Here is a 1835-nt window from a genome sequence, read left to right as displayed (position 1 = left end):
CTCGACGCCGCGCACCGGCTGCTGGTCGACCTGCTCGGCGACCGCGGCGAGGCCGTCGAGACCGTCCTGCGGGACCGGCTCGCCGAGCACGCCGCCGCGCAGGCCGGGCGCGAGCGCGACGCCGCGGCCGCCGTGCTCGACCGACCCGAGCTCGCACCGGACGCGGCGTCCACGCTGCGGCTGCGGCTCGCCGTGATCAAGGGGCTGACATGACCGACGCGACGACCCCCGAGGGACCCGTCGGTGACACCTCGGCAGACGACATGACGACGCCCGCCGCGACCACCACGGGTGGCACGAAGGCGAAGAAGAAGGCCAGGAAGAAGGCGGAGCGCGCCGCGGCGGCCTCCGCCGAGGCCGCAGCGCCCGACGCGGCCGAGGAGGCGGTGCCCGCCGAGGTCGTCGTCCCCACCGAGGAGCCCACGGGCGACGCCGAGGCGACGCCCGGCGAGGAGCCCGTCGCGGACGGCGAGCCGCTCGCGGGCGAGGGGACCGCGGCGAGCCGCGATGTCGTGGCCGCGCCCGCAGCCACGCCACCCGGCGGGCCCGCGGACCGGGCCCCGGAGGACGACCCGGGCTCCGACACGCGCGCGCTGACCCGGCGGCTGACGCGGCTCGACGAGGCGCTCGCGGTCGGCGACGACCGCATCGACCCGCGGGCCGCGACGCGGGTCCGGGAGATCGGCGACCACGTGCGCTCGCGGCTGGCGCTCGGCGTGGACCACACGGTCGTCGCGCTGCTCGGCGGGACGGGCTCGGGCAAGTCGTCGCTGTTCAACGCGATCTGCGGCCTGGACTTCGCGGAGGTCGGCGTGAAGCGCCCGACGACCGCCGAGGCCACGGCGTGCGTGTGGGGCACCGGCGGTGGCGCGCTGCTCGACTGGCTGGACGTCGACCCCGACCGGCGCATCGAGCGAGAGAGCGCCCTCGACGGCGACACCGAGGCACCGCTGCGCGGCCTGGTCCTGCTGGACCTGCCGGACCACGACTCCATCGAGCCCGCGCACCGCGCGGCCGTGGACCGGCTGCTGCCGATGGCGGACCTGCTGGTGTGGGTCGTCGACCCGCAGAAGTACGCCGACGACTCGCTGCACTCCGGGTACCTGCGCCGCCTCGTCGGGCACGAGGGCGCGATGCTCGTCGTGCTCAACCAGGTCGACGCCGTGCCCGAGGGGCAGCGCGAGCCGCTGGTCGCGGACCTGGGTCGGCTGCTGGTCGAGGACGGCCTCACCGGCGTCGAGATCCGCACCACCTCCGCGCGGACGGGGGAGGGCGTCGCCGAGATGCGCGACACCCTCGCCGCCGTCGTGAGCCGGCAGAGCCTCGCGGCGCGCCGGGCGTCCGCGGAGATCGTGGACGCCGCGCGGCTGCTGGAGGCCGAGGTCGCCCCGGCGGACCCGCCCGCCGACACGCTCGACGTCACGCCCGTCGCGGTGACCCTGGCGCAGGCCGCGGGGCTGCCCGCCATCGCCGACGCCGTCGCGGCCGTCGTGCGCGGCAGCGAGGATCCCGTGCCGTCGTTCGTGTCCGTGCAGGAGGGCTCGGTCGCGCTGGCCCGGGGGCAGTGGGCGGACGCGGTCACCACGCACCTGCCGCGCCGCTGGGCGGAGTCCGTGCGGTCGCGGCTCGCCGGGACCGAGCAGATCCGCGCCGCCGCCGACGAGGCCCTGTCCCGGGTGGCGCTGGTCGCCCGCCGGTCGCGGCTCGCGGCGACGCTGTCGGTGCTGGCGTTCGTGCTCGGCGTCGCCGGGGTCGTGGGGCTCGCGATGGGCGCCGGTCTGGCGCTCGGCGGCGGGGGCGTCGCGGACGCGCTGCGGCTCGCGTGGCCGGTCGCG

Annotated in this window: 1 protein-coding gene and 1 pseudogene; both read left to right on the top strand. The window is 78.0% G+C overall.

Annotation, left to right across the window (positions count from 1 at the left end; all coding sequences use genetic code 11):
* Nucleotides 1–213: pseudogene (locus tag EBM89_RS20510) on the top strand (hypothetical protein); the annotation flags it as partial.
* Nucleotides 210–1835, top strand: a 1626-nt coding sequence (locus EBM89_RS20505) for a GTPase (protein WP_233571893.1), incomplete at its 3' end; no start/stop codon positions are given. The pseudogene EBM89_RS20510 and the gene EBM89_RS20505, both read left to right, overlap by 4 nt.

It is taken from the genome of Cellulomonas triticagri (assembly GCF_003696205.1).
Classification (GTDB): Bacteria; Actinomycetota; Actinomycetes; order Actinomycetales; family Cellulomonadaceae; genus Cellulomonas; species Cellulomonas triticagri.
Note: the sequence above shows the minus strand (reverse complement) of the source record. Positions and strands in the feature narration are given on the sequence as shown.